22 protein-coding genes and 1 tRNA gene are annotated in these 26,131 nt (G+C 60.9%); 13 read left to right on the top strand and 10 right to left on the bottom strand.

The genetic code is table 11. The features are described from left to right. The first annotated feature begins 9 nt into the window (after positions 1 to 9). Positions 10 to 86: transfer RNA gene (locus PFLCHA0_RS22820), tRNA-Arg, on the top strand. A gap of 287 nt (positions 87 to 373) precedes the next feature. On the opposite strand, the gene PFLCHA0_RS22815 is transcribed toward PFLCHA0_RS22820, so the two are convergent. Genes PFLCHA0_RS22815 through PFLCHA0_RS22805 form a run of 3 tightly spaced genes read right to left on the bottom strand, consistent with a single transcriptional unit; the run spans position 374 to position 4,597 of the window. Beyond that, positions 374 to 1,033, bottom strand: a complete 660-nt coding sequence (locus PFLCHA0_RS22815) for a DUF1266 domain-containing protein (RefSeq protein ID WP_015636673.1) — start codon at positions 1,031 to 1,033, stop codon at positions 374 to 376. A 7-nt stretch (positions 1,034 to 1,040) separates the two neighbouring features. Then, the gene (locus tag PFLCHA0_RS22810) at positions 1,041 to 2,282 is read right to left on the bottom strand and encodes a hypothetical protein (protein WP_015636672.1); all 1,242 of its coding nucleotides are present in this window, start codon (positions 2,280 to 2,282) and stop codon (positions 1,041 to 1,043) included. Continuing rightward, positions 2,273 to 4,597, bottom strand: coding sequence for a hypothetical protein (locus PFLCHA0_RS22805; RefSeq protein ID WP_015636671.1), 2,325 nt, complete (start codon positions 4,595 to 4,597; stop codon positions 2,273 to 2,275). The genes PFLCHA0_RS22810 and PFLCHA0_RS22805 overlap by 10 nt, the downstream gene beginning before the upstream one ends. A 538-nt stretch (positions 4,598 to 5,135) precedes the next feature. Here PFLCHA0_RS22805 and PFLCHA0_RS22800 point away from each other — a divergent pair. Both PFLCHA0_RS22800 and PFLCHA0_RS22795 read left to right on the top strand, forming a co-directional pair. Further along, positions 5,136 to 6,740, top strand: coding sequence for a tetratricopeptide repeat-containing response regulator (locus tag PFLCHA0_RS22800; protein ID WP_015636670.1), 1,605 nt, complete (start codon positions 5,136 to 5,138; stop codon positions 6,738 to 6,740). Beyond that, positions 6,737 to 7,426, top strand: a complete 690-nt coding sequence (locus tag PFLCHA0_RS22795) for a sensor histidine kinase (RefSeq protein ID WP_011062753.1) — start codon at positions 6,737 to 6,739, stop codon at positions 7,424 to 7,426. The genes PFLCHA0_RS22800 and PFLCHA0_RS22795 overlap by 4 nt, the downstream gene beginning before the upstream one ends. Here the strand turns inward: PFLCHA0_RS22795 and PFLCHA0_RS22790 are convergent. Then, complete coding sequence (locus PFLCHA0_RS22790) at positions 7,414 to 8,358, bottom strand: LysR family transcriptional regulator (RefSeq protein ID WP_015636669.1); 945 nt, start codon at positions 8,356 to 8,358, stop codon at positions 7,414 to 7,416. The two genes, PFLCHA0_RS22795 and PFLCHA0_RS22790, sit on opposite strands and share 13 nt — an antisense overlap. A 319-nt stretch (positions 8,359 to 8,677) precedes the next feature. Here PFLCHA0_RS22790 and PFLCHA0_RS22785 point away from each other — a divergent pair, with 319 nt between their 5' ends. Together PFLCHA0_RS22785 and PFLCHA0_RS22780 are read left to right on the top strand one after the other, a co-directional pair. Beyond that, on the top strand, positions 8,678 to 9,919 hold the full coding sequence (locus tag PFLCHA0_RS22785; RefSeq protein WP_172621771.1) for a glutamine synthetase family protein: 1,242 nt from the start codon (positions 8,678 to 8,680) through the stop codon (positions 9,917 to 9,919). Between the two features lie 72 nt (positions 9,920 to 9,991). Further along, positions 9,992 to 11,365, top strand: coding sequence for an MFS transporter (locus PFLCHA0_RS22780; RefSeq protein ID WP_015636667.1), 1,374 nt, complete (start codon positions 9,992 to 9,994; stop codon positions 11,363 to 11,365). A 58-nt stretch (positions 11,366 to 11,423) separates the two neighbouring features. On the opposite strand, the gene PFLCHA0_RS22775 is transcribed toward PFLCHA0_RS22780, so the two are convergent. From PFLCHA0_RS22775 to flgA, 4 genes are all read right to left on the bottom strand, one after another. After that, positions 11,424 to 12,170 carry a flagellar brake protein gene (locus tag PFLCHA0_RS22775; protein WP_015636666.1) on the bottom strand — a complete coding sequence of 249 codons (747 nt, stop codon included), beginning with the start codon at positions 12,168 to 12,170 and terminating at the stop codon, positions 11,424 to 11,426. A 96-nt stretch (positions 12,171 to 12,266) separates the two neighbouring features. Continuing rightward, positions 12,267 to 12,734: a flagella synthesis protein FlgN gene (locus tag PFLCHA0_RS22770; RefSeq protein ID WP_011062748.1), complete on the bottom strand. Its 468-nt coding sequence runs from the start codon at positions 12,732 to 12,734 to the stop codon at positions 12,267 to 12,269. Between the two features lie 48 nt (positions 12,735 to 12,782). Continuing rightward, positions 12,783 to 13,100 carry a flagellar biosynthesis anti-sigma factor FlgM gene (gene flgM, locus PFLCHA0_RS22765; protein ID WP_011062747.1) on the bottom strand — a complete coding sequence of 106 codons (318 nt, stop codon included), beginning with the start codon at positions 13,098 to 13,100 and terminating at the stop codon, positions 12,783 to 12,785. A gap of 151 nt (positions 13,101 to 13,251) precedes the next feature. Next, complete coding sequence (gene flgA, locus PFLCHA0_RS22760) at positions 13,252 to 14,013, bottom strand: flagellar basal body P-ring formation chaperone FlgA (protein WP_011062746.1); 762 nt, start codon at positions 14,011 to 14,013, stop codon at positions 13,252 to 13,254. 75 nt (positions 14,014 to 14,088) lie between these two features. On the opposite strand from flgA, the gene PFLCHA0_RS22755 reads away from it, so the two are divergent. The 6 genes from PFLCHA0_RS22755 to flgE all read left to right on the top strand — a co-directional run bounded on the left by PFLCHA0_RS22755 (position 14,089) and on the right by flgE (position 19,115). Beyond that, positions 14,089 to 15,021 carry a chemotaxis protein CheV gene (locus PFLCHA0_RS22755; protein WP_011062745.1) on the top strand — a complete coding sequence of 311 codons (933 nt, stop codon included), beginning with the start codon at positions 14,089 to 14,091 and terminating at the stop codon, positions 15,019 to 15,021. 43 nt (positions 15,022 to 15,064) lie between these two features. Beyond that, complete coding sequence (gene cheR / locus PFLCHA0_RS22750) at positions 15,065 to 15,892, top strand: protein-glutamate O-methyltransferase CheR (protein ID WP_015636665.1); 828 nt, start codon at positions 15,065 to 15,067, stop codon at positions 15,890 to 15,892. A gap of 251 nt (positions 15,893 to 16,143) precedes the next feature. Beyond that, on the top strand, positions 16,144 to 16,551 hold the full coding sequence (gene flgB / locus PFLCHA0_RS22745) for a flagellar basal body rod protein FlgB (protein WP_011062743.1): 408 nt from the start codon (positions 16,144 to 16,146) through the stop codon (positions 16,549 to 16,551). Positions 16,552 to 16,554: 3 nt separating this feature from the next. Beyond that, on the top strand, positions 16,555 to 16,998 hold the full coding sequence (flgC, locus tag PFLCHA0_RS22740; protein WP_011062742.1) for a flagellar basal body rod protein FlgC: 444 nt from the start codon (positions 16,555 to 16,557) through the stop codon (positions 16,996 to 16,998). 15 nt (positions 16,999 to 17,013) lie between these two features. Further along, the gene (flgD, locus tag PFLCHA0_RS22735) at positions 17,014 to 17,742 is read left to right on the top strand and encodes a flagellar hook assembly protein FlgD (protein WP_011062741.1); all 729 of its coding nucleotides are present in this window, start codon (positions 17,014 to 17,016) and stop codon (positions 17,740 to 17,742) included. 29 nt (positions 17,743 to 17,771) lie between these two features. Then, complete coding sequence (gene flgE, locus PFLCHA0_RS22730; RefSeq protein WP_011062740.1) at positions 17,772 to 19,115, top strand: flagellar hook protein FlgE; 1,344 nt, start codon at positions 17,772 to 17,774, stop codon at positions 19,113 to 19,115. A 264-nt stretch (positions 19,116 to 19,379) separates the two neighbouring features. Here flgE and PFLCHA0_RS22725 read toward each other — a convergent pair whose 3' ends face one another. Further along, positions 19,380 to 22,271, bottom strand: a complete 2,892-nt coding sequence (locus tag PFLCHA0_RS22725) for a ribonucleoside-diphosphate reductase subunit alpha (protein WP_015636664.1) — start codon at positions 22,269 to 22,271, stop codon at positions 19,380 to 19,382. Between the two features lie 786 nt (positions 22,272 to 23,057). Here PFLCHA0_RS22725 and PFLCHA0_RS22720 point away from each other — a divergent pair. Together PFLCHA0_RS22720 and PFLCHA0_RS22715 are read left to right on the top strand one after the other, a co-directional pair. Further along, positions 23,058 to 23,780, top strand: coding sequence for a response regulator (locus PFLCHA0_RS22720; protein WP_011062738.1), 723 nt, complete (start codon positions 23,058 to 23,060; stop codon positions 23,778 to 23,780). Continuing rightward, a complete protein-coding gene (locus PFLCHA0_RS22715; protein ID WP_011062737.1) occupies positions 23,777 to 25,387 on the top strand; it encodes an ATP-binding protein in 1,611 nt (536 codons plus the stop codon). The genes PFLCHA0_RS22720 and PFLCHA0_RS22715 overlap by 4 nt, the downstream gene beginning before the upstream one ends. A 13-nt stretch (positions 25,388 to 25,400) precedes the next feature. On the opposite strand, the gene PFLCHA0_RS22710 is transcribed toward PFLCHA0_RS22715, so the two are convergent. Next, positions 25,401 to 26,126: a 4'-phosphopantetheinyl transferase family protein gene (locus PFLCHA0_RS22710; RefSeq protein WP_015636663.1), complete on the bottom strand. Its 726-nt coding sequence runs from the start codon at positions 26,124 to 26,126 to the stop codon at positions 25,401 to 25,403. Positions 26,127 to 26,131: the final 5 nt, after the last annotated feature.

The following is a 26,131-nucleotide window of genomic DNA, read 5'->3' as shown; positions in this document are numbered from 1 at the left end:
CGCTGTTTTGTCTCAGTAGCTCAATTGGATAGAGCATCCCCCTCCTAAGGGGAAGGTTGGCAGTTCGAACCTGCCCTGGGACACCATATAATTCGTATCTTTCTGGGCTGATCCCTGCGCGGTTGATCTGTTCTTGGACCCCGGAGCGAAAGAATAAAGAAAAGCCCCACCGGGCGATCCTCGGGCGGGGCTTTTTTGATTTCGTCTATCCGAGGGGCACGTTAAACAACGGGCTCTTTTTCTTGTATTGGTGACAGCCTGACCAGCGTGGGGCTACGTGCTTGTGAATAGGGCCACAGTGAGTGTTTTTGATGGCCTGCAAGGATTCACGTTGTTTTGCTGATCTGGCTGCTTGTCACCAGGGCCAGAAATGTCAATCCGCTACCGGACAGAGCGCCGGCAATCCCTTCCAGTCAACGCTTGCCCACACTCCGCTGCCGGGTGCAAGCAACTGGCTCAGCTTCGCTTCATTGAATGAAGTTCCCAGCGAATCGGCCCTGAATGCGGCTATCCATTGCTGGCGGCCCAGCATGAAGGCCTTGCCGAAGTCTTCCCAATCGTTGAAGCAGTCCTGGGCCCGCTGGGCGTTGAGCAGCATGATGCGCCACCCTGTTTCAGGTTCGAGCCAGCTCATCAACATGGCGCAACGGACAAAAAATGCGCTGCGCACGCAGGCGAAGGCCATGGCTGCTCGCGGGTCGTCGCTGGGATTCAGGCCATGCAGGTCAATACGAAACCACTGGCGCTCCAGGGTGCCATTGAGGTGGGCGCAGACTTCGTCGTCGGTGGCGTTGCTGCGAAAACCGATCTGGTGCAGCAACGAGGCCCGCAGGGTGCTTTTCGCCTGATCCATGAAGTGGGTGGTATCGGGGTCGTAGAAACCGGTCATTCCGGTGGCATCGACCATGGGTTGTGCCAGTGTTAGTGCCCAACGCTTACGTGGTGTGAATACCACTAGGGATGTTCCCGACGGGCGGCGAAAGTGACGCCAGCCCAGCCAGGCGCCGAATAGCACGACAATTACCGTCATCATCTGCGTATTACCTGCTTCTGTTTTGCCATGTGCTGATTTCTTCGGCCAGGGATGGGGACATATCTGACCAGGGCACGCCTTCGGTCCGATACTGCGGGTCCTCGGCCTGACGTGGTGGCAAGGGGGTTTTCTTGAAGATGTGACGGGTGGCGTACTTGACGGTCGGCGCCTGGGGCGCGACCTCCAGCAGCAGGTCGGACTGGCGTGCCGCGACCAGCCACTCGACCATGGCCGAAGGGGCTTCCAGCCGTCGGAACAACTGTGGGTAACGGGCTACCAGACGGGTCTGGGTTTGAGGATCACTGACTTCTTCGATACGCAGCCAACCCGCCTCGGTACGTACTATGCCGATGGCAATGCAGTCGGCCGGGGTCTGTTGGTCGGTACCCAGGGTGTTGAGAAAGCGCAGCAGGTCGTGGAAATAACGTTCGACGGGCGGGCGGTTCTGCTTGCCTTTGACCTGCTCCACCGTCAGTGCACCGTCGTCCTGGATGATCAGGCTGATGGTGATGTGGGGTTGGCCTTGAGCATCGCGCAGGCTGAACACGCGCATGCCCTGTTGTTCCACCGCTTCGGCGTAACGCTCTCCGTAGCCGCCGGTCAGGGCCCGACGGTCGGCGAACTGCCCGAGGCAATGGCGCATCACGTAGCTTTCAAAAGCCATCTCGGCACGCAACAGCGGGCTTTGCGGGCGCAGTTCGACCCAGGTGTGCTCGGCACAGGTAAGGGTCACGGTCAGGGCTTGGGCAGAGCTCTGGCGCCACCCCTGGTCGACCCGGGCCGCCATTTGTGCATGCTCCCTTTCCCACAATGCCAGCGCTTGCGGGCAAGTGATGCGATCCAGCTTGCCCTCAAGAGCCGTGCCTTTGCGTGAGGTCAGGAACTCCACCAGTTGGGCTTCCTGGTGCAGCAGCTGCGGGTCCTGCGGGTCGATCCAGACCAGGGGCGCCAGGGCTTTGGCGGGGTCTTCGGATTGCGCCTTGGCAGCGCGCTCGAAATAGCCGCTCACCCAGGCCGGCACCGAGTCGCTACCCAGAGCCGTACAGGCGTCATCCAGGGACTGGATGCGCCGTGCCGGTTCGAAGTTGCCCGCCAGGTGGCGATAGAAGTGGTTCAACAGCCAGCCCTGCACTGCTTGCTCGTCCCTGCGCTGCTGGCTGCGCTGGGTGATGCCGCGTTTCAGTTCATCGGCATTGAGCAGGTTGCGCGGGGCGTAGCTGGGGCTGCGCTTGTCGGCGCTTACTTCCATATCTGCCACCAGTTTTTCTTGCCGGCCGGTTGAGCCGGGGCTTGCAGCTCGCTCAGAATTTGCTCGATCCGGGCACGGCACCGGATGTCGTAGTCATCGTCCGGGGCACACAGGGCCAGGGTGCGTGCGCAGTAGTCAATGGCTTCGGCGGCGCGCCCCCGGGCCTTGAGGAAGTCCACCGAGGCGGACATGACCGAGACCTCGTTCAGGGACAGTACCGCCGGCTGGTAACGCTGCCAGAGGCTGTCGGCGTTGTCCGGATGGGCATGGGCCAGGTAGCGTGCGACCTGGATCCGGGCAAACAGCGCCGAGCTGTCCAGTTGCTGATCGCTGACGCCTTGCTCTTCCTGCCACTTGAGCAGGCGTTCGAGCCAGATGAGGATCTCATTGTCGCGATCGAGCTTGTACAGGGCGTACGCCACCGAGGCTACGTATTCATCCGGGTTGTGGCGGCTGTAGCCGAACTCGGCCGAATAATGCCAAAGCTGTTCCGCAGCATCGATAATGCCGGGCAGATCCTCCAGGCTGATACGCGCACTGAGCAGCCCATTGTAGTGTTCGGCGAACGGGCTGGCGGCGATGCCCCGTGTATGCAGTTCGATGGCGTCTTCGTAGCGAATCGGGTTGTAGTAGCGGTAGTTGATCGCCAGGTTGTTGCAGAGCATGGAATACAGGTGCGCGCAGGCATCGTACGGGTGGCCGCTGCCGCTGGCGAAATAGCGCTCCATATGGGCCTGGCCCTGCTCGTAGGCATCTCTCTGGGCTTCGCGCAGCAACGAATAGGCCTGGTCCCGGGCGTCCGGGGGCAGTTTGTCGGCTTCTGCTTCGGCCAGGTCTTCAATGCCCAGTGCGTAGTTGTAGGCGTGCTTGCCGCAGGACAGGACGGGCTTGGGCGCTTTGAGTGCCTCGATAATCCCTTGGCTGTTGATCCGAGCGGCAAACAGCGAAAACGCACTGCGGTTGTCTTGCATGCGGCCTGCCTGGATGGCGTTTTGCAGCAGGCTGGCTTCAGTGGCCGCATCGATCAGGCCGTGCTCAGCGTCGTGCACGGCTGCCAGGCGGGTGATCCAGGGGTGATCGGGCGCCCGACGCACCGCTTCTGCACGAGCTTCGGTATACAGCGCGTCGCCAGCTTGCAGGTCCTCCATGGCCAGGGAGAGGGCGGCCAGCAGTGGCGTGGCAGGCTTGCTGGTTTCGAGGCTGGGCAGCGCTTGCAGGAAGCTCTGCAGCACTTCCTCGGTGATACAGGCACGCATCACGCAAATCGGCCACCAGGCACTGTGCTCATCAGGGTCTTGCAGGCGATCGAGTACCAGGCGGGCGGTGGCAGGCCATAGCTCGGTTTGCCGGTCATAGACATCGATGAATGCGCGAAATCCGGCTTCGTCGATGCGGCCAGCTTCCATCAGCCAGGGCAATTCGTATTCGATGAAGTTGTTGCCTCCGTCGGAATCCAGGCTCAGGGCCGCGGCATTGCAGATCTTCAGGGCGCCGGCCAGGTCGCCCTGGGCGTGCAGGGCGCGGGCCGCCAAGCGTGCAGTGCGCACTTCCCATTCGCGGCGCTGGGGCTGGGAGCGGCCAGCGGTCAGTTGCGCGATGGGTTGCTCGAACAGTGCCAGGCGCAGCGGAATGATCTCGATCAGCGAGTTGCCCAACCACAGCCAGTCGCCTTCATCGATATCCTGGTCCGGGCCGGCGGTACGTACGGCGTTGACCGCCTCCAGGGCTGCACTGCGGGCCTCTTCATTGCGGTCGTGGTAGGCCAGGACTCGGGCGCGGCGCTGATACTGATCGGCGGCATCCCAGGCACGCAGGGCCGCGCGGGCAGGGTTGCCCAAGGTCAGGGCGTAGCGCACTTCGATGGTTTTCAGTGCTATTTCACAACTAGCGCGTTCCAGATCGTCGAAGATCCGATAGCGGCGGTAATGCTCGACATTGAAATCCAGGGTTTGCGTGGCCATCTGTTCGAGCTGTCCGAGCACTTCGATCAGGGTTGGCTCGTCATCGAGGTAGTTGGCGACCCGCAGGCGCAGGATAGCCAGGTTCATCATCAGCTCGGCGCGGGCCGGCTCTGGGGCGGCTTGTACAAGAGCGTCGCCATCCTGATCGATGACGGCCCGGGCTGCCGCTGAATTACCGGCCTGCATCCACAGGGTGTGCAGGCGATCGATGGACGCCAGGGAGTCGGCCTGCAGCGGTTGTGCCTGCAACTGAGCCAGCAGGGCATCGGTTTCCTGTTCTTGCTGTTGCGCCTCCAGGCGGTCCATGAACTGTTCCAGTTCAATGCCGGTTATCGCACTGCTGTTATGCGCCATCGTTAACTCCATTTGATAATGACCTGCGCATCACGTGATGCACTGCCTGGCAGACCGGCATTTCCTCGTCGTTGGTGCCGCCGTGGGGTGTCATGCCGATCCTTCGACACCCGGGTCGCAAGCCTGCGACGCTTGCGACTGATGGACCCTTTATTGCGCGGCAGACCCTCTGCAATGCAGGGGCATTTCCGGCCAGAAACGATCGAGGCTGTGAGGCGCAGCACGCTATCAGGTGATGTTTCAGAATCCAAGGTTTGAGCGTGCAAACAGGCCTCTTTTACGGCTGAGTACACGGGCTGGTCGAGACTTGTGTAATCCGCGGTGAAATGCCGCCCGTCGGCTATAAGGGAATGCGTAATCCGGCCGATAACCTCAGTGGACAATTGTGTTCCCAAGTGGCGGCCTGGATCACAGGCCGACCGGAAAGTGCTTGATAGCCCGTGGCCAGCAGCTATTATCTGCGCGCCAAAAACAGGCTGCGAAGCCGGGTGGGTCCTGCTGTCTTTGGATTGATCTTCTTACTTGCCTGGAATCTTCGATGCTGGCGTACCACCAAAAGAGCTTTTTGATCGTCGATGATTTCTCGGACTTCCGCAGTTCGGTGCGTTCGATGCTGCGTGAGCTGGGCGTCAAGGATGTAGACACCGCCGACACTGGCGAGCAGGCCCTGCGCATGTGCGCGCAGAAGCGCTACGACTTCATCCTCCAGGACTATCACCTGGGCGACGGCAAGAAAAACGGCCAGCAGGTGCTCGAAGACCTGATGCTGGAAAAGCTCATCAGCCATGAGAGCGTGTTCCTCATGGTCACCGCCGAGAGCAGCCAGGCCATGGTGCTCAGTGCCCTGGAGCATGAGCCCGATGCCTACCTGACCAAGCCTTTCAACCGCTCCGGTCTGGCCCAGCGCCTGGAGCGCCTGCAGCAGCGCAAGACGTTGCTCAAACCCATTCTCCAGGCCCTTGACCGGGGCAAGCCGGTGGAGGTGCTCAACGCCTGCATCGCCCTGTGCAAGCAGGACCCGCGTTACGCGCCGTTATGCTTGCGCTACCGCGCCGATGCCCTGCGCGACATGCATCAGAACGAGGCCCTGGAGCGCCTGTACAACAGCATCCTGGCGGACCGGCCGCTGCCCTGGGCTTACGTCGGGCTGGGGCGCCTGCTGTTCAAGCGCGGGCAGGTTGGCGAGGCCAAGGCGGTTTATGAAAAGGCCTTGAAGGCCTTTCCGATGATGCCGGGCCTCTACGACGGGCTGGCAGAGGTGCTGGTAGCCGAAGGCGATACCCAGCGGGCCCAGAACGTGCTGGAAGAGGCGGTGCGCCTTTCTCCCCTGGCCGTGCGGCGCCAGGCATTGCTGGGCAAGCTGGCCATGGCCAACGAAGACTTTGACAGCGCCTCCCGGGCTTATCGCCAGGCGGTGTCCCAGGGCGCGCAGTCGCGTTTCAAGGACCCGGAAAGCAACCTCGGGCTGGCCCATGCCCTGATCAGCAAGGGCAGCGAGAGGGGCCTGGACACGCGCACCCGGCTGGAAATCAACCAGACCCTGAGTGCCGTGGCCAAGGAGAATCCCACTGACCCGGGCCTGCAGATTCGCGCGCGGCTGATGAAGGCCACGAGTCTGTTGCTCAATGATGCCGAGACCGCGGAAAAACTCACCGAGCAGGCGCTGCTGCGCCTGGACGGCATGGAGCAGTTCATGAGCCCCGAAGCGGCGCTGCTGGTGGCCAAGCAACTGCAGATGCTGGGGCAGGCCAGTGCCGGTGCTTCGATGCTCAAGAACTGTGCGGAGATCTATGGTGACGATCCGAAGGTCATGCAGAACATCGCCAAGCTGACCGACGACCCGACTATCCTCAGTTCTTCCAATGCCGCCGCCGATATCAACCGTCAGGGCGTGCGCAGCTACAAGGGCGGCAACCTCGCGGAAGCGCGGGAGTTGTTCCGCAAGGCCCTGGCCATGCAACCGAAGAACATCAGTATTGCCCTGAACATGGCCCAGTCGCTGCTGCACGGCGCCGACGCCAATCCGGACGCGGCACTCCTGGAAGAATGCCGGGCGTGCCTTAAATTGGTGGGCATGATGCCCGATACCGACGCGCGTTATCCGCGCTATCAGAAGCTGCGAAGCAAGGCGTTTGGCCAATGATCGAAAAGCAACAGGCGCTCGACTTTTCCACGGTGATCGCCTCCACCGTACATGACATGAAGAACTCCCTGGCCATGCTGATGCAGGCTCACGCCCAGTGGCTGGCGCGCTTGCCCGAGCAGCAGAATGCGCCAGAGCAGGGGGTGATCGACTATCAGTTCGCCCACCTCAACGGCATGCTGGTGCAACTGCTGGGGCTGTACAAGCTGGGGATCAACCAGCTGCCGTTGCAGCCGGCCTACCACGAACTGGATGACTTCATCGAAGCGCAACTGGTGAGCCACCAGGACGTGTTCAAGAGCCGTGGCATTTCCGCCGCCTATGAAGTCGATCCGCTGAGCCCCCTGGGGTTCTTCGATCGTGAGCTGATCGCCTCGGTATTGGCCAATTGCATCAACAATTCCATTCGCCATGCACGTCATGCCCTGCTGATCAGCGTCAGTGATGAGGAAGGGCAGGTGGTGCTGTCCATCAACGACGATGGCGAAGGCTATCCCCAAGGGATGATCGAGCGTCAGGCCGACTATGTGCAGGGCATCAATCAAAGCAGCGGCAGCACCGGGCTGGGCCTGTACTTTGCCGGGCGCATTGCCGAATTGCATCAGCGCAATGGCGTGTGCGGCCACACTCGGATCAGCAACGGCGGCCCATTGGGCGGCGGGTTGTTCAAGCTCTACTTGCCCTGAGCCGCGAGTGGTTGAAGGTGTGCCTCGCCCAGTTGCCGCCCGGCCAGGGCCAGGCATTCCAGAAAGGTTGCCAGTGCGACCTTGGGTTCCTGGCCCTGGCGGGTGATGCAGTGAAAGTGCGAGCGGTAGGCCAGGCGCTCGGGTAGCAAGGCGCGCAGTTGGCCCTTGGCCACCCAGGCCGCCGCATAGTGGCTGGGCAGGTAACCCAGGTAGGTGCCGGAGAAAATCAGCGTGGCGATGGCCTCCATGGCGTAGGCGCTGACGCTCTGGTTGAAGTGCAGGTCATGGGGGCGCTGGTGCTCCGCCATGTAGCCCCGGCTCACATAATCGGCGGCGCAGATCTCTTCCAGGGTCAGTGTTTCGTCGGTGCGCGGGAACAGTGGATGGCCATTGGCGCAGTAGAGGTTCTGTTCCTCCTCGAACAGGTGCTGATAGTGCAACCCCGACAGTTGATGGTGGAAAGCGCCGATGGCCAGGTGCAGGCGTTCGTCGAGCACGGCCTGTTCCAGTTCGTCGGGGCGCATCAGGTGCAGGTTCGGCCGTACCTGGGGCAGGCGCCGGCGCAGATGGCCCAGGGCCAGGGACAGGGGGGCATAGGGCAGGCTGATCAGGCTGTCGACACTGCCGATCTGCAACTGCTCGCGGGTGATGGGGCCGAGGCGGTTGGCGTGCTGGCGAAAGCGCTCGATGTCGGCGAACAGCAACTGTGCTGCCTCGAACAGCTCCTGGCCCTGATCGGTCAGCTGAAATCCGCTGCTGCCGCGCCTGCACAGGGAGTAGCCCAGGCGCTCCTCAAGGTCCCGGACCACCACGCTCAGTCGCGACAGGCTGGTGTTGAGCCGTGCCTGGGCTGCGGTGAACCCGCCGGCATCAACGATGGCGCAGAACACCCGCAGCATCCGCAAATCAATATCGGCAAGGCTTCCCAGCATGGGCGCTCCCTCAAGTTGGCGTAGGCGACTTGTCGAGCCTACTCCCTTGTCCTGATTGATGGACACCATGGACCTGTAACAAGGCTGGCGGCCTGCTTGCCCCGCCAGTGGGGGCAGGGCCGGGGATTTTACTCACGCCTGCTTGAAATCCTGAACGGGTGGTGCGTATTTTGTACGGGTCGCCGTTCGCGGCTCGTATAACAACAAGGATTGAGTCATGACAACCGATGGCCACAGTTCACTCGCCGAGCGATTGACGGGCATTGATGAGATCGAATGTGTCACCGCGGATCTCAATGGCGTGCCGCGGGGCAAGGTAATGACCGCCGAGGGGTTCCTCGAAGGGCGGCGCTTGCAGATGGCGCGGGGGGTGCTGCTGCAATGCATCATGGGCGGTTATCCGCCAGCACGTTTCTACGGCAGCGACGACGGCGACCTGGCGCTCAATGCCGACCCCCGGCAGATCTACCGCCTGCCCTGGAGCGAAACGCCCAGAGCGCTGGCCATCTGTGACGCCGATGAGCTCAGCGGCGAGAGTTCGCGGCTCTCCACTCGTGGGCAGCTCAAGCAGGTAATCGCCCGTTATGCCGCCCTGGGCCTGGCGCCGGTGGTGGCCACCGAGCTCGAGTTCTTCGTGTTCGCGGCCAATGACGATCCAGCGCAGCCCTTCCGGCCGCCGGTCGGCCTGGATGGGCGCCGGGAGGAAGGCTATTCGGCGTTCAGCGTGAGTTCCAACAATGGTCTGCGGCCATTCTTCAAGGAGGTCTACGAAGGCATGGCCGCCCTGGGCCTGCCCCGCGATACCTTCATGCACGAGATGGGCGTCAGCCAGTTCGAAATCAACCTGTTGCACGGTGACCCGCTGTTGTTGGCGGACCAGACCTTCCTGTTCAAGCACCTGCTCAAGGAGGTGGCGCTCAAGCACGGCCTGATCGTGGTCTGCATGGCCAAGCCCTTGGCTCACACGCCGGGCAGCTCGATGCATATACACCAGAGCCTGGTGGAGATGGGTAACGGCCGTAACGTTTTCAGTGACGACGCCGGGCAACCTACGGCGATGTTCCGGCATTTCATTGGCGGCCTGCAGGCCGGCCTCGCCGACTTCACTGCCTTGTTCGCCCCCAATGTGAACTCCTATCAGCGCTTGTGTCATCCTTACGCTTCGCCGAACAATGCGTGCTGGTCCCACGACAATCGGGCCGCTGGCCTGCGGATTCCGGCCAGTTCACCGGTGGCGCGACGGGTGGAAAATCGTCTGCCGGGGGCGGACGCCAATCCTTATCTGGCGATCGCCGCGAGCCTGGCAGCAGGTTTGCATGGCATCGAGAACGAGTTGGAGCCAACCGCTGCCATCCAGGGTGAGTTCGAAGTGCCGGACAATCTTTCGTTGCCCTGTACCTTGCATGCGGCCCTGGAGCGTCTGAAACGTAGCCAGTTGGCCAGGGAACTGTTCGGCAACGAGTTCATCGAAGGCTACATCGCTTCGAAGACCATGGAGTTGACCAGTTTCTTTGATGAAATTACTCCCTGGGAGCGGCGTGTGTTAGCGGCCCAGGCATAACCGAACCGTCGCTGGTCGGGCCCCGGTTTGCCGGGGCTCGATACCTCATTCAAGGAGCCGCTCGGAACGCCGATGCGCCAAATCTGGAAATCCTTTCGAGCGCTTTATTTCGCGTCGCTGATGATGCTGATTGGCTCTGGCCTGCTCAGCACTTATCTGGCCCTGCGCCTGGCCGCCGATCATGTCGACGGGCTATGGGTGGGGGCCTTGATGGCGGCCAACTATTTCGGCCTGGTTTTGGGGGGCAAGCTGGGGCACCGACTGATTGCCCGGGTCGGGCATATCCGTGCCTACGCCACCTGTGCCGGGATTGTCGGCGCAGCAGTGCTGGGCCACGGCCTGGTGGACTGGTTGCCGGCCTGGCTGGTGCTGCGGATGATCGTGGGCCTGGGGATGATGTGCCAGTACATGGTCATCGAAAGCTGGCTCAATGAGCAGGCCGACGCCAAGCAGCGCGGGCTGGTGTTCAGCGGCTACATGATTGCCTCTTACCTGGGCCTGGTGCTGGGGCAGTTGATACTGGTCATGCACCCGGCCCTGGGCCTGGAGCTGCTGATGCTGGTGGCGCTGTGCTTTGCCCTGTGCCTGGTGCCGGTGGCCATGACCCGGCGCATTCACCCGGCACCCTTGCGCCCTGCACCCATGGAGCCGCGCTTCTTTATCAAGCGTGTACCGCAATCGCTGAGCACGGTATTGGGTTCGGGGCTGATCGTCGGTTCGTTCTACGGTCTGGCGCCGCTCTATGCCTCGCAACAGGGCTTGAGCACCGAGCAGGTGGGTCTGTTCATGGGTAGCTGCATTTTCGCCGGGCTGGTGGTGCAGTGGCCGCTGGGCTGGCTGTCCGACCGCTATGACCGGGCGCTGCTGATCCGCTGTTTTGCGTTGTTCCTGGCGGTGGTGGCCTTGCCCCTGGCGATCCTGCCTTCGGTGCCGCTGGAGGTCCTGTTTGTTCTGGGCTTCCTGTGTTCCCTGGTTCAGTTCTGTCTCTATCCACTGGCGGTGGCGTTCTCCAATGACCATGTGGAAGGGGATCGACGGGTCTCGCTGACGGCGATGCTGCTGGTGACCTATGGCGTGGGTGCGAGTATTGGTCCGTTGGCGGCAGGCGTGCTGATGAAGTTGTTCGGTAGCCAAATGCTCTACGCCTTCTTCAGTTTCTTTGCCCTGGTGCTGGTCTGGCGGATTCGGCCGAAGGCCGTGACCAATCTGCATCAGGTCGACGATGCGCCACTGCATCACGTGGCGATGCCGGACAGCATGTCCAGTTCACCGTTGGTGGCGGCTCTGGACCCGCGGGTTGACGAACAGGTGGTTCAGGACCAGATGCAGAGCGCGCCCGCGCCGGAAGCTGTGCCTGATGAGCCTGCAGCGGATACCCCGCAGGCTGCGGACGAACCGCCTGCCGAGGAATGCGCCCGGGAACACCTCAGCGGGGCCAGGCCTTAGGCGCAAAAAAACGGGCAGTTGCCGCAAGGCACTGCCCGTTTTCATTGATGCCTTTGAATCAGAGGTCGTCTTTATCGAAGCGCCGCGCTTCACGCTGCAGTTGATAGACGAAGCGTTCGACCTGGCGCTGTACCAGGCCGCTCATGTTGTGGAAGCGTACGCCGGCAAAGGTGGTGTCGATGCGTTCTTCGTGGTGCAGGTAACGCAGTTCCACCGGGGCCGTCATGCTGCCGAAGGGCAGGGCGGCGATAAAGCGCTCGTAAACCTGGCCCAGTTGCAGGCGTGAGGAAATATCGCCGTCGAAACGCAATTTGCAGCCGGTGGCGGAAATGTCCAGCAGCTTGCCGCTGAGGGGCGATTTGAGTTTTTCGCCGCTCAGTTCGATGTCTACCAGTTGTGCCAGCTTCAGGGCGGCACGAAAGGCGTTGCGGCGCTGGTGGTAGACCACTTCGTCCGGCAGGGTGGTGCGGTAGCAGCGGCCGCCGTTGGATTCGTCGAGGGTGGGCAAGCCGTTGCTTTCCCAGGCGATGCGTACGCCTTCATGAAAGCCTTCAACGCGAAACGGTTCGCCTGCGAGCAGGAAGCGTTCACCGTCGCGGGGGATCATTTCGTCGAGGGCGATCATGCTGCTATCGCGGTCCACTTCCACCAGATAGCTTTGGAAGCGCTGGCTACGCTCGTGGAAAGTGATGATCAGCGGGTCATGGCTCTCTTGCAGCAACCGCAGGTTGGAAGAGATCTCCAACGCAGTGGTGAGCACCTTGGGTGGCTGCGGAGTATCTTCCGCATTTGAGGCGTTGAACACGGTTCATCAATCTCCAGACAAAATACAACTACACGCAGGAGCCAGCATTTTGCCAGCATGTTTCACGGCTTGGTAGCGCGCGCTCATTTTTTGGGTTTAAGCCTGACTGAGTGGGCGTGGCTTCGCAAGCATTGAGGTAGAGCCGCGGGCGTCGTATAGGGCAGGAGGTTCGCCACCATTGAGGATTTTCAGCTGGTTGGCGGTGGTGGCCTGTTGGATCTGGATCGAGCGACCATTGAGCTCGTTGGCAGCTTGGCACTCGGCAAGCAATTGGGTCAGGACATTGCTCTGTTCGAGCAATTGCGCGCCCAGGCTGGAGTGGCTGGCCAGTTGCTCGAGCCCCTCGCGGTTGGTCGGCAGGTTCAGGCTGGCAAGAATTTGCGTGCGCTTACGGCCATGCTGTTCCAGCAAGATGACCAAGGCTTGCTTCTGCGCCAGGATATCTTCCAGCAGCGGCATGTCGCGGCCGTGGAGGGCGATAGACTCGGCGCGTAGCAGCTCCAGCAAGTGTTGCGCTGGAGCAAGGTCATCGTTGATCAATTGCAGTAGGTTGGTGTCGTGCATGGCTGGCCTTGGGGATTAAGCGTCCAAAAGCCTGGCGCAAGCCTGGGGCTAGCGCTGGGCTTCGAAGTTAAGCAGTTTGCTGGCTACGCGGTTGCTGTCGACCTTATAGCTGCCATCGGCAATCGCTTGCTTCAACTCGGCCACCCGGGCTTTGTCGACGGCAGGCTGATCACGCAGCTTGTCAGTGACTTTCTGCAACTGTTGAGCCTCATTGCTCAGGTGTACCGATTCCCCGCTTTTGCTGGTCTCGGCGGCGGTTGTCAGCGGCGTGGATTTGCCGGCATCACCGGTTTCCTTGCTGGTGCTGGTACGCGTACTGCCTGTCAGTGAAGGGGAGCTGTTTAAACGGCTGAAGTCGATGACCATGATGAAGTAAACCTCTGGGTATTTGGACGCTTGCCATGTTTTCGGCCATACCCTGAAAAACTTTAGGCTTGATTGTCGACAAACCAGGTCAGGTATCTGCGACCCTTTATCGGCCACAGTTTAGGGAACGCACGGCTTGAGCGCCAGCTATCTACATGGCCACTTCCACTTGCCCTGGCGCCGTGATGCGGGCCTTGATCACTCGTTGCGAATTGAGATTCTTGACCCGGATCTGTTCGCTCATGCCGCCGTTGGACAGCGCCTCGCCCGGCATCCGTACATTCAACGTGCCGCTGCGTGCCGATATCACCACTTGATCGCCCTTGCGCACGACTTCCGCCTGCTCCAGATGGGCCAGGGTAACGAGCTGGTCGGCGACCATTGGTCGGACAAGTTTCTGACCAATGGCTTGGTCCACTGAGGTGAGGTAGCCCTGATTGTTCTGGCTGATGTCCCGTTCGCGCAGCACCACGTCTTCCGGTTCGATGATGCCGGCGCGCTTGAGCGGGCGTGCAGTGGTGACCACCTCGCGAAACAGCTTGACCTGCGCCGGCACGAATACCGTCCATGGCGAGGCGCCTTCGCAGCGCACTTTGACGGTGACCCGCCCCAGCGGTTGGGCCGGGCTTTCCAGGTTGGCTGTCAATTCCTTGTCGCAATTGGGCATGCGCATGCGCGGGTCCAGCTGGTTGACCTGGATTTCATAGCGACCTTCCGTTTGACTGGTGGCCAGGTAGTCTTCTACCGTGAATTCAAGAAACCCTTGAGTGACGCCGATAAGAAGATCAGGCAGGGTGACCGAATCAGCAACGGCAGGGTTGCCGGGGTTTAAAATGCACAAAGCCGACAGCCCGCACAGCAAAGTGCGGTAGCGGGATGTCAGGCGTCGGAAAAATGTCGTTTTGGCGTTCATAACAGTTAAAAAGCAAGCGCCGTGCCGTTTAGCAATGAGCGTGCGTCGGATCTTAAAGCTTTGGGGAGTCTGGGCATGGCTGGTGTAATGGATTCGGTGAACCAGCGCACGCAATTGGTTGGGCAGAATCGACTAGAGTTGTTGCTGTTCCGTCTGGACGGTGGGCAGCTCTACGGGATCAACGTATTCAAGGTTCGCGAGGTGCTGCAATGCCCTAAGCTGACCCTGATGCCCAAATCCAGTCCTGTGGTGTGCGGTGTCGCGAATATACGAGGGGCAACCATTCCGATCCTGGATCTGGCAATGGCTACGGGTTCTGGTGGCCTGCAGGACCAGAGCAATCCGTTCGTCATCATCACTGAGTACAACACCAAGACCCAGGGTTTCCTGGTGCGCTCGGTGGAGCGCATCGTCAACATGAACTGGGAAGAGATCCATCCGCCGCCCAAGGGGACCGGACGCGATCACTACCTGACGGCGGTCACTCGGGTGGACAACCAGTTGGTGGAAATCATCGACGTGGAGAAGATCCTGGCGGAAGTCGCGCCGACCTCGGAGGCGATCTCGGCAGGAGTGGTGGATGTCGAAACCCAGCACAAGGCTGTTTCCCTGCGGGTGCTGACCGTCGATGACTCGTCGGTGGCACGCAAGCAGGTCACCCGTTGCCTGCAAACCGTAGGTGTCGAGGTAGTGGCATTGAATGATGGCCGGCAAGCGCTGGATTACTTGCGCAAACTGGTGGACGAGGGCAAGAAGCCGGAAGAGGAATTCCTCATGATGATTTCCGACATCGAGATGCCCGAAATGGACGGTTACACCCTCACGGCCGAGATACGTAATGATCCACGCATGCAAAAGCTGCATATCATCCTGCATACTTCGTTGTCAGGGGTGTTCAATCAGGCGATGGTGAAGAAGGTCGGTGCCGATGACTTCCTTGCCAAGTTCCGCCCTGATGACCTGGCATCCCGGGTAGTCGACCGGATCAAAGCAGCAGATCACAGCTAAGGGCACTCGCCCTGGCGGACATAAGATTTAAGAGGCGGCAGCATTGTCTACGGGTAATTTGGATTTTGAACAGTTCCGGGTCTTCCTGGAAAAAGCCTGTGGTATTTTGCTCGGGGAAAATAAGCAATATCTAGTCTCGAGCCGTCTCAACAAACTGATGGAGCAGCAAGGGATAAAAACCTTGGGTGAGCTGGTCCAGCGGATTCAGACCCAGCCCCGCAGTGGTTTGCGCGAGATGGTCGTGGATGCCATGACGACCAACGAAACCTTGTGGTTTCGCGACACCTACCCATTCGAGGTGTTGAAGAACAAGGTGCTTCCCGAAGCCATCAAGGCCAGCCCCAACCAACGCTTGCGCATCTGGTCGGCGGCCTGTTCGTCGGGGCAGGAGCCCTACTCGCTGTCGATGTCCATCGATGAGTTCGAGCGTAGCAACATGGGGCAGTTGAAGATGGGGGTGCAGATCGTTGCCACTGATCTGTCCGGGACCATGCTCAACAACTGCAAGACCGGTGAATATGACAGCCTGGCAATTGGACGTGGCCTGTCGGCCGAGCGCCTGCAGCGTTACTTCGAGCCCAAGGGGCCGGGGCGCTGGGTGGTCAAGGCGCCGATCAAGAGCCGCGTGGAGTTCCGCTCGTTCAACCTGCTGGACAGCTACGCCAGTCTCGGCAAGTTCGACATCGTGTTCTGTCGCAATGTGTTGATCTACTTCTCGGCGGAGGTCAAGAAGGACATCCTGATGCGCATTCACAGCACCCTGAAGCCTGGCGGCTACCTGTTCCTGGGGGCTTCCGAAGCCCTCAATGGGCTGCCGGATCATTATCAGATGGTGCAATGCAGTCCGGGCATCATCTACCAGGCCAAGTAGCCAGCAGATCGTCGTACCGAAAAAGGAGGCCATTGGGCCTCCTTTTTTGTGCCTGCAATTATCTGACGCGCCGGCTGAAAGCGGCAGGGTGGTTGCCGCTTTGCCGGTGTTTCGCGGAAATCCGTTGCCGCTTTTCTGGCATTGCCGCCTTGCCGTCGCCGGCAAACCCTTGAAATACGGGGTTTGATGACTTGGCACGCAGCTTGCTATATCCGAGTTACGAAAAATCAGGTCACCCAAAGGTTTCCGCCATGAGCATCAGCTTCGATAAAGCGCTCGGTATCCACGAACAGGCCCTTGGCTTTCGCGCCAAGCGTGCCGAAGTTCTGGCCAACAACATCGCCAACGCCGATACCCCGAACTACAAGGCTCGGGACCTGGACTTCTCTGCCGTGCTTGCCGAGCAGAATCAGAAGGCCCAGAACGGTACCTTCGCGTTGAACATGACCAACAACCGGCATATCGAAGCCCAGGGCTTGAGCAGTGGTGATGAATCGCTGCTGTATCGCACCCCGATGCAACCTTCGATCGACCAGAACACCGTGGACGCCCAGCTGGAGCAATCGAGCTACGCGCAGAACTCGGTGGATTTCCAGGCCAGCTTCACGCTGCTCAACAGCAAATTCAAAGGGCTGGTAGCAGCCCTGCGCGGAGAGTAATCCATGTCCCTCGCCAGTGTTTTCAATATTGCCGGTAGTGGCATGAGCGCCCAGACCACCCGTCTGAACACCGTCGCCAGTAACATCGCCAACGCCGAGAGCGTCTCGTCGAGCATCGACCAGACCTACCGCGCTCGTCACCCGGTGTTTGCCACCATGTTCCAGGGTGCGCAAAGCGGCGGCAGCGACTCGCTGTTCCAGAACCAGGACGCTGCCGGCCAGGGCGTGCAGGTACTGGGTGTGGTCGAAGACCAGAGCAACCTCGAAGCTCGTTACGAGCCGAACCATCCCGCCGCTGATGCCAAGGGTTATGTCTACTACCCCAACGTCAACGTGGTGGAAGAAATGGCCGACATGATTTCTGCCAGCCGTTCGTTCCAGACCAACGCTGAAATGATGAACACCGCCAAAACCATGATGCAGAAGGTCCTGACCCTGGGTCAGTGATAAGGGGCGAAGACCATGAGCGTTACTGATACCACCAACGCCCCATCCCTCAAGGATATCCTGGCGAATTCGTCGAAAACGACGAGCAATACCAGCGCCGACGGCCTGGCCGCGGCGACCAACAGCGCCACCGGCAAACAGAGCCTGGGCAAGGACGCATTCCTCAAGCTGCTGGTAACCCAGCTGAACAACCAGAACCCGCTGGATCCGCAGGACAACAGTGCGTTCGTTGCGCAGTTGGCGCAGTTCTCCACCCTGGAAGGCATCACCACCCTCAACTCCTCGGTGAATGCGATCACGGGTAACTACAAGTCTTCCCAGGCCTTGCAGGCTTCGTCCCTGGTGGGGCGCTCGGTCATCGTGCAGACCGGCACTACCCAGGTCGACACCAGCAAGAGCATGACCGGCTCGGTCACCGTGCCATCCAGCGTGAACTCGGTCACCGTGACCGTCACCGACAAGGACGGCAATACCGTCAAGACCATCGACATGGGCAGCCAGAAGGCCGGCAACGCCAGCTTTGTCTGGGATGGCACCAAGACTGACGGCACCAAGGCGGATCCGGGCAACTACACCTTCAAGGCCAGCACCACCATCGATGGCAAGGGCACTGATCTGATCACCTACCTGCCGGCCACGGTCAATAGCGTGACCATCAGCCAGACCGGCGGCGAGTTGATGTTGAACCTCGCCGGCATGAGCAGCCCGATTGCCCTGTCCAAAGTACAAACCATTGGTATCTAGAGCCGACTAACCGGCACAAGGAGTGGAATATGTCTTTCAATATCGGCCTTAGCGGTCTCTACGCTGCCAACAAACAGCTGGACGTTACCGGCAACAACATCGCCAACGTCGCTACCACCGGCTTCAAATCCTCCCGTGCGGAGTTCGCCGACGTCTATTCGGCCACCAAGCTGGGCAGCGGCACCCAGGTGATTGGTAACGGTGTGCGCCTGGCCAACGTTTCCCAGCAGTTCACCAACGGTGATATCAACAACACCGGTAATGTGCTGGACATGGGCATCCAGGGCCAGGGCTTCTTCGTGCTGAGCACCAACGGCTCCCTGACCTACACCCGTGCCGGTACCTTCAAGACCGACAAGGAAGGCTACATCACCAACAGTGACGGCACTGCCCGCCTGCAAGGTTATGCGGTCGATGCCAACGGCAAGATCATCAACGGTGTGCTGACCGACCTGCGGATCGATACTTCGAACCTGGCGCCAAAGCCAACCGACTCGATCTCCTCGACGATCAACCTGAACTCCGATTCGACGCCGATCGATGTGGGTGCGACCACTCCGGCCTATGTGTTCAATCCGACCGACAACACCACCTACACCAAGCAGTTCAGCACGCCTGTGTATGACACCCAGGGCAACAAGCACGTCATGGATCAGTACATGATCAAGACGCCGAACGCCAATGAGTGGCAAACCTACACGCTGATTGATGGTCGCAACCCGGACGGTACTGCATTCACCATGGCCAACCAGTCGCCGATCACCATGAAGTTCGACTCGTCGGGCAAGCTCAGCAGCATGACCCCGCCAGCTGCGCCTGGGACCACGCCGTATACCATTACCGGTAACAGCATTGTCATGTCGGCTGCGGCCTGGACCCCGGGTACCGTCACTAACGGCGTGTTCACTCCCAATGGCGCCAAGCCTGCACCTAACGGTGTCAGCATCGACATGACCAAAACCGGTTCGGTGTTTGGCGAAAGCACCCGCTCGGTGATCGCGCAGAACGGCTACTCCACTGGCCAGATCAGCAGCCTGACCATCGATGGCACCGGTGTGATGCTGGCCAACTTCAGCAACGAGCAGACCAAGCCGATCGGTCAGATCTCCCTGGCCAGCTTCACCAACGAGCAGGGCCTGCAGCCGGTAGGCGGCACTCAGTGGAAAGAGACCTACTCGTCCGGTATTCCAGGTTATGACGCGCCGAAGACTGGCACCCTGGGGGCGATTCAGTCCAACTCCCTGGAAGAGTCCAACGTCAACCTGACCAACGAACTGGTAAACCTGATCAAGGCCCAGAGCAACTATCAGGCGAACGCCAAGACCATCTCCACCCAGAGCACCATCATGCAGACCATCATCCAGATGACCTGATGCAGGTTGGCTGAAACGCTTTACGAAAAGCCCCTCCTCGAGGGGCTTTTTTGTGCCTGTTCGATAGTGCTGTTCGCTCTGCAAGAACCGCTGCCGCAGGGGCTGGCTTGCCAGCGAAGGCGCTCTCGGTGCAGTGCAAGGCTTCGGGCCTCTTCGCTGGCAAGCAGGCTCCTGCAGCTTTGTTGCGGGCAAAAGAAAACCCCCGATAAACCGGAGGTCTATCGGGGGGTGGGGCAGGTGCCCGCAGGCACCTGTCGGCTCAGCTTATTGGCAAGCTTCGCAATCCGGCTCGTCGATGGCGCAAGCCTTAGGTACAGGAGCTGGGCCGGCTGGAGCCGCGAGGACCGAGTCGTCACCGTGGTTGCCGCCGCTGGAAACAGCGTTCAGCTTGCCGGTGTTGATGGTGGACTTCTCGGTGCTGGTGGCGGCCAGGGCGCGGAGGTAGTAGGTGGTTTTCAGGCCACGGTACCAAGCCATGCGGTAGGTCACGTCCAGCTTCTTGCCCGAAGCGCCGGCGATGTACAGGTTCAGCGACTGAGCCTGGTCGATCCACTTCTGGCGACGGCTGGCGGCGTCGACGATCCACTTGGTTTCCACTTCGAAGGCAGTCGCGTAGAGCTCCTTGAGCTCCTGCGGGATGCGCTCGATCTGCTGTACCGAACCGTCGTAGTACTTCAGGTCGTTGATCATGACCGAGTCCCACAGACCGCGAGCCTTCAGGTCGCGAACCAGGTACGGGTTGATCACGGTGAATTCGCCCGACAGGTTGGATTTCACATAGAGGTTCTGATAGGTCGGTTCGATCGACTGCGACACGCCGGTGATGTTGGCGATGGTGGCGGTCGGTGCGATGGCCATGATGTTGGAGTTACGAATGCCTTTCTGTACACGGGCGCGAACCGGTGCCCAGTCCAGGGATTCGTTGAGGTCCACATCGATGTACTTCTGGCCACGGGCTTCGATCAGGATCTGTTGCGAATCCAGCGGCAGGATGCCCTTGGACCACAGCGAACCCTGGAAGGTCTCGTAGGCGCCGCGCTCGTCGGCCAGGTCGCAGGAAGCCTGGATTGCGTAGTAGCTGACCGCTTCCATGGACTTGTCGGCGAACTCGACGGCTGCGTCGGAACCGTAGGCGATGTGCTGCAGGTACAGCGCATCCTGGAAGCCCATGATGCCCAGGCCGACCGGACGGTGCTTGAAGTTGGAGTTCTTCGCTTGCGGCACCGAGTAGTAGTTGATGTCGATCACGTTGTCGAGCATGCGCACGGCAGTGTTCACGGTGCGTTGCAGCTTGGCGGTATCCAGCTTGCCGTCGACGATGTGGTTCGGCAGGTTGATCGAGCCCAGGTTGCAGACTGCGATCTCGTCCTTGTTGGTGTTCAGGGTGATCTCGGTGCACAGGTTCGAGCTGTGGACCACGCCCACGTGCTGCTGCGGGCTGCGCAGGTTGCACGGGTCCTTGAAGGTCAGCCATGGGTGGCCGGTCTCGAAGAGCATGGACAGCATCTTGCGCCACAGGTCTTTGGCCTGGACGGTCTTGAACAGCTTGATCTTGTTGTACTCGGTCAGGGCTTCGTAGTACTCGTAGCGCTCTTCGAAGGCCTTGCCGGTCAGGTCGTGCAGATCAGGCACTTCCGATGGCGAGAACAGGGTCCACTTGCCGTCGTCGAAGACGCGCTTCATGAACAGGTCGGGGATCCAGTTGGCGGTGTTCATGTCGTGGGTACGACGGCGGTCATCACCGGTGTTCTTGCGCAGCTCGATGAACTCTTCGATGTCCATGTGCCAGGTTTCCAGGTAGGCACAGACAGCGCCCTTGCGCTTGCCACCCTGGTTCACGGCTACCGCGGTGTCGTTGACCACTTTCAGGAAGGGCACGACGCCCTGGGACTTGCCGTTGGTGCCCTTGATGTAGGAGCCCAGTGCACGTACCGGAGTCCAGTCGTTGCCCAGGCCGCCGGCGAATTTCGACAGCATGGCGTTGTCGTGGATGGCGCCGTAGATGCCTGACAGGTCGTCCGGAACGGTGGTCAGGTAGCAGCTCGACAGCTGTGGACGCAGGGTGCCGGCGTTGAACAGGGTCGGGGTCGAAGCCATGTAGTCGAAGGACGACAACAGGTTGTAGAACTCGATGGCGCGGTCTTCACGTTGTTTCTCTTCGATTGCCAGGCCCATGGCCACGCGCATGAAGAAGATCTGTGGCAGTTCGAAACGCACGCCATCCTTGTGGATGAAGTAGCGGTCGTACAGGGTCTGCAGGCCCAGGTAGGTGAACTGCTGGTCGCGCTCGTGGTTGATCGCCTTGCCGAGTTTTTCCAGATCGAACTCGGCCAGTACCGGGTTCAGCAATTCGAACTCGATACCCTTGGCGACGTAAGCCGGCAGCGCCTTGGCGTACAGGTCGGCCATTTCGTGGTGGGTGGCGCTTTCGGCTACTTCGAGGAAGCCCAAGCCTTCGGCACGCAGGGTGTCCATCAGCAGGCGGGCAGTCACGAACGAGTAGTTCGGCTCGCGCTCGACCAGGGTGCGGGCAGTCATCACCAGAGCGGTGTTGACGTCTTTGAGTGCCACGCCGTCGTAGAGGTTCTTCAGAGTTTCGCGCTGGATCAGGTCGCCGTCGACTTCTTCCAGGCCTTCGCAGGCTTCGCTGACGATAGTGTTCAGGCGGCCCATGTCCAGGGGCGCGAAGCTGCCATCGGTGCGGGTGATGCGGATCGAAGGGTGGGCTTGTACCGGCTCTTCGCTGGTGGAGCGGGTGGCCCGTTCCTTGGCGCGGGAGTCACGGTAGATCACGTAGTCGCGGGCGACTTTCTGCTCGCCGGCGCGCATCAGGGCCAGTTCGACCTGGTCCTGGATCTCTTCGATGTGGATGGTGCCGCCCGAAGGCATGCGACGCTTGAAGGTTGCGGTGACCTGTTCGGTCAGGCGCGCCACGGTGTCGTGGATTCGCGACGAGGCAGCGGCGGTGCCGCCTTCAACTGCGAGGAACGCTTTGGTGATCGCGACGGTGATCTTGTCATCGGTATAAGGAACGACAGTGCCGTTACGCTTGATCACGCGCAATTGGCCAGGTGCGGTAGCAGACAGATCCTGAGTGGAATCGGCGGCCTGCGGCGCATTGGCCTGCGAGTTCTCGCGAGTTGTGTCGGTTTGCATGGGTGTCTCCACGTTCTCTATGTTTGTTTGGGCACCGTTTGGGTGCCCACCGTTCCGTCCTGAAGCACTACAGCCGGCATAGGCCGGGCATAACGACTTCGGGACAGTTCAGGAAGGGGGCTATAGGCGCCGCTTCCATGCCGAAGTCATGGGTGCCGAGCCGGGGCTCGGCACCTTATTCCTGGTGGGTGACAGTCTTGTTGCTGCAACACCCGTACCGCTTTCTCCTGGACAGGGTGGAAAACGATGCCATCCGCACGCGCGGTCTTGGTCTTCTGAAACAGCGATTGGTTCCACCAAACGGGGCAAGAAAAGGGCTTGAGTTTCTTGGCTGAATTGTGTTTGGTTTTTTGCGCAAAACCCTAGATATAGGGATTTTTAGCCGCCGGGCTACAAGATAATGCGTTTGGGGGGCTGATTGCAACGTACTGCCTGTGGATAAGGTTGTGCGTAAATTGTGTATGGACTGGGTAAAACTCACGCAGCCCGCAGTCCCAGTGGATGGAACCGTTTGTCACTGTTTTTTACCGTCGAAAATTGCCTTGGGCGGATTTTTGCGGGCGCGAACCCTATCACAAAAAAACGCCCTGACCGAGTCGTTTTAGCCGCTTGTGTCGGCGCCTGTGCCGGTTGCTACAATCGGCAGCGATCGACCGGGGTTTCCCGGCCTTTCCCATGGCAAACCAGCCACCTTTCCCAGAGCGTGTTATCCGCCTTTTTCATGACAGAAAGACGGGGGCTTTCCTGCTCAAGGTGGACTGGCAATAGAACAAGAAGAGGTCGTGCGTGGAACAGGAAGCCTGGCAGGTACTGATTGTCGAGGATGACCAGCGTCTGGCTGAGTTGACCCGTGAATATCTCGAAAGCAATGGCCTGCAGGTGGCGATCGAGGGCAACGGTGCCCGGGCCGCGGCCAGGATCATTGCCGAGCAGCCGGATCTGGTGATCCTCGACCTGATGCTGCCCGGTGAAGACGGCCTGAGCATCTGCCGCAAGGTTCGGGATCGTTATGACGGAGTGATCCTCATGCTCACCGCCCGTACCGATGACATGGACCAGATCATGGGCCTGGACCTGGGTGCCGACGACTATGTCTGCAAGCCGGTGCGCCCGCGGTTGCTGCTGGCGCGCATCCAGGCCCTGCTGCGCCGTAGCGAAGCGCCGGAGCCGGCGGTGGAGAAAACCCGCCGCCTGCAGTTCGGCCCGCTGGTGGTGGACAATGCCCTGCGCGAGGCCTGGCTGAGCGATGCCGGGATCGAATTGACCAGTGCCGAGTTCGACCTGCTGTGGCTGCTGGTGGCCAATGCCGGGCGGATCCTGTCCCGGGAAGAAATCTTCACCGCCCTGCGCGGCATCGGCTATGACGGCCAGGACCGCTCCATCGATGTGCGGATCTCGCGCATCCGCCCGAAGATCGGTGACGATCCGGAGCACCCGCGGCTGATCAAGACCATTCGCAGCAAGGGTTACCTGTTCGTCCCCGAAGCTGCCGCCGACATGCGCTCGTGAACTCGATCTTCCTGCGGATCTACGGCGGTATGTGCGCCGCGCTGATCCTCGTGGCGTTGCTTGGAGTCCTGGCCCTGCATCTGTTGAACCAGGTGCGCAGCGAGCAGTACCGCGAGCGGCTGGCCCACGGCACTTTTTCGCTGATGGCGGACAACCTGCAGCCGATGAGCGAGATCGAGCGTCGCCGGGCGCTGGCGGTGTGGGAGCGCTTGCTGGGCATTCCCCTGAGTCTCAAGACCTTCAGCCAGACCGACCTGGACAGTAGCCAGCGCGGTCGGGTGCTGCGCGGCCAGGCGCTGGTGGAGCAGACCGGCCCCTTCGCCGCCCGGGTCTATCGCCTGGTCAGCGAGAAGGAACAGCTGCTGCTCAGTGCCGAGGTCCAGCAGATCAGCGAGCAGTTGGCCCGGGCCACTATCTACCTGCTGGCGGATGAGCTGGTGCGTTATCCGGTGGCAGAGCAACCCCAGCGCCTGGCTGCACTCAAGGAAGCCAAGGGGTTTGGCTTCGATATGCAGTTGTCGACTCTGGACGCCGCCGACATGGACGAGGATCAGCGGCGCCGGGTGGCCGAGGGCGACACGGTGATGGCCCTGGGCAAGGGTGGCGATTCGATCCGGGTCTTCGCCGGCCTGGTGGGCACGCCCTGGGTGCTGGAGATCGGCCCGCTGTATCAGATGAATCCCTATCCGCCGCAATGGCTGGTGCTGATTGCCGTGCTGGGCCTGAGCCTGATCGGCCTGATCGTCTATCTATTGGTGCGCCAGCTGGAGCGGCGCCTCAGCGGCCTGGAGTCGGCGGCCACGCGCATCGCCAAGGGCAGCCTGGAAACCCGCGTGCCGGCCCGTGGCGCGGACTCGGTGGGGCGCCTGGCGGCGGCCTTCAATGGCATGGCCGAGCACTTGCAGCGCCTGCTGGCGATTCAGCGCGAGCTGGTACGTGCGGTGTCCCATGAGTTGCGCACACCCGTGGCGCGGCTGCGTTTCGGCCTGGAGATGATTGCTTCGGCGAGCACCGATCAGGCCCGGCAGAAGTACCTGGACGGCATGGACAACGACATTCAGGACCTCGACCGGCTGGTGGACGAAATGCTGACCTACGCCCGCCTGGAGCAGGGCTCGCCGGCGCTGAATTTCCAGCGTATCGACCTGGATGCGCTGATCAACCAGGTGATCAGCGAACTGGCGCCGTTGCGGGCCAATCTCAAGGTCCGGCGTGGCCTGTGCCTGTCTGCCGCCGAGTGTGACGGTGCGTGGGTCGAGGCCGAGCCGCGCTACCTGCACCGGGCCTTGCAGAACCTGGTGGGCAACGCCATGCGTCATGCCGAGTCCCAGGTGACGGTCAGCTATCAGGTAGGGCAGTTGCGCTGCCGGGTGGATGTGGAAGATGACGGTCCCGGCGTGCCGGAGCATGCCTGGGAAAAGATCTTCACCCCATTCCTGCGCCTGGATGACAGCCGCACCCGGGCTTCCGGCGGGCATGGGCTGGGGCTGTCGATTGTGCGGCGGATCATCCATTGGCACGAGGGCCGTGCCCTGATCAGCAAGAGCAAGAACCTGGGCGGTGCCTGCTTCAGCCTGAGCTGGCCACGGCATCAGGAACCCCGTTGAGGGCGGCCCCGGTTCAGGCCTTGATGGCCACCAGGCTCAGCAGATGATCGTCTTGCACGGCGAACTGCCCTTGCAGTTCGCGGCCGTGCTGCCATTCCTCGGACAGATCGGTCAGCAGGCGCATCCGCACCGGCCCTTCGGCAGACCATTCCAGGACTTCGGCGTGTTCGAAATAGAAGCGTTTGTGCACCAGCGGGTACAGGGCCTTGAACAGGCTTTCCTTGATCGAGAAGGTCAGGGTTACCGCCAGTGCATGCAGCTCGGCCGGCAACTGGTCGCGGCGCTGCAGTTCGGCCGGGGTCAGGATCTGCTCCGCCAGTTTGGCCGCACGTTCTGCACTGAGCAGGTGTTCCAGGTCCATTCCCAGGCCACGCCAGTGTTGCTTGTCGGCGACGATGGCCGCGGCGCGTCCGCTGCTGTGGGTGATCGAACCGCAGATGTGTTCGGGCCAGATCGGCGCTCGGTCATCGCCAATGGGCGGTACCCAGTCCAGTCGTTGCAGTTGCTGCAAGGCGGCTCGGGCACACAGGCGTCCAGCGAGAAATTCGGCCTGACGCTTGGCCACCGAACGCTGGATGCTCGGCGGTGCCTCAATGCCGCTGCGCTGAAAATCATCCGCGGCAAGTTGCCCGGGATCGAACCGGGTACTTAGCCAGAGGGCTTGGGGCAGGACGTTCGGCAGCGGCCAGGCAGCGTCCAGAGGGGTGCAGCAAGCGGGGAGGGGGGGGAGAGCATTCATGGCCG

This window comes from Pseudomonas protegens CHA0, from assembly GCF_000397205.1.
In the GTDB taxonomy this organism is placed as follows: Bacteria; Pseudomonadota; Gammaproteobacteria; order Pseudomonadales; family Pseudomonadaceae; genus Aquipseudomonas; species Aquipseudomonas protegens.
Note: the sequence above shows the minus strand (reverse complement) of the source record. Positions and strands in the feature narration are given on the sequence as shown.